Source organism: Sphingomonas sp. URJC2 (assembly GCF_059803575.1).
Genome location: NZ_JAPFGX010000081.1, coordinates 1 through 1,480, shown reverse-complemented (window position 1 = coordinate 1,480; position 1,480 = coordinate 1). Strand labels below are relative to the sequence as shown.

General features: G+C 58.1%; 2 protein-coding genes and 1 pseudogene. 1 reads left to right on the top strand and 2 read right to left on the bottom strand.

All coding sequences use genetic code 11. The annotated features are described in order from the left end of the window. Positions 1 to 616: NYN domain-containing protein (locus OPU66_RS14880; RefSeq protein ID WP_498554428.1), on the bottom strand; the 616-nt coding region annotated here is incomplete at its 3' end. A 28-nt stretch (positions 617 to 644) separates the two neighbouring features. Next, positions 645 to 1,037, bottom strand: a complete 393-nt coding sequence (locus tag OPU66_RS14875; RefSeq protein WP_498554427.1) for a hypothetical protein — start codon at positions 1,035 to 1,037, stop codon at positions 645 to 647. 82 nt (positions 1,038 to 1,119) lie between these two features. On the opposite strand from OPU66_RS14875, the pseudogene OPU66_RS14870 reads away from it, so the two are divergent. Beyond that, a pseudogene (locus tag OPU66_RS14870) lies at positions 1,120 to 1,404 on the top strand (IS110 family transposase); the annotation flags it as partial. Between the last annotated feature and the right edge of the window lie 76 nt (positions 1,405 to 1,480).

Here is a 1,480-nt window from a genome sequence, read left to right as displayed (position 1 = left end):
TAAGCATTTCGCCAATGCTGCCTAATCCCCCAACTGGGTGACGCCGCGCGGCCGTGCCCCATGTTTGCAACAGAGCCGCAGTGCGGATCAAAGGTGCCGCAGCAGTGGGCGACTTCTTTACGCTAGCCGGACGGGCATCCTGTCGACCTGGCTCATCTGACGTAGGCGCCTCTGGCAGCAGGTTCTCAGTGTAGATGAAGCGGCGACACGCTTGGCGGAAGCTCTCGGGTGTTTTCTGCTCTCCGAAGCCGTAGACATCTATGCCCTGCTCACGGATACGCGAGGCCAAACCGGTAAAATCACTGTCGGAAGAGACAAGGCAAAACCCGTCGAATCGACCGGTATGCAAAAGGTCCATCGCGTCGATGACCAACGCAATATCCGAGGCATTCTTGCCGCTGGTGTACGCAAAGTTCTGATGCGCCTTGATCGCATGTGTGGCGAGAACGTCAGCCCAGGATTTAAGCCTGGTCCCGGAGAAGTCCCCGTAAATGCGGCGGACACTTGCTTCACCGATCTTTGCAATCTCTTCAAAGAGGCGCGGTGCGATCCGGGAAGATGCATTGTCTGCGTCAATCAAGACAGCAAGACGGGGGGTGCGGGGTTCATTGGCCATTTTGCACCATTGCCCTGATATCCATTAATCAGCCGATAAAGCTTGAAAGGCGGCGGCCGACAATCGCCTGATCTTCAGGGGTCCTGAGCAGGCGCTTGGTTCGATCGTGTGCGAGTTCGCCGACCTCGAGCACAATCAACATATAGCCATGCTTCGGCAGAAAATCGGCGCGGCGCGTATCATATCGACGACGCTGTTCACCCCGAGGCACGCCGGAAACAGTCGGCTTATCGTCGAAGAATCCTACACGTTCGCGATGTTGCCGCTCATCATACTCCACGACGAGGCCAAGAGCTGGATAAAAGCCATCGACAGGCAATGGCTTCCGGTAACCGCGGCGATCTGGATCTCCGGTCATAAACGGGAAGCAATGCTGTCGGACGGCCTTCAGCCCGAGAACCGCGTCGCAGAGATCGAGCACGTGACGTGATGGGGTGGACGACCCCTGCACAGGCGAAGCTGTGCAATGATGTGGTCGTTGAGCCACGTCTAGGAGTCGATCCATGCAGCAGGATATCGTCACCGTCGGAGTTGATCTGGCGAAGAACGTATTTCAGGTCCACGCCATCGGCGCCGATGGTAAAGTGCTGATTCGCCGACAGATCCGGCGGTCGGAGGTGCTGAAGTTCTTCTCCTCATTACCGCCATGCTTGGTCGGGATGGAAGCATGTGCATCGGCCCATCACTGGGGCCGAGAGCTTCTCGCCCTCGGACACGAGGTCCGCTTGATGCCGCCCGCGTACGTAAAGCCGTATGTAAAGCGCGGGAAGACCGATGCGGCTGATGCGTAAGCGGTGTTCTGACGGCACCTTGCTTGGCTCGGGGGCGGTGGTTGAAGTGCGGGGATGGACGAGCACCGCGTTA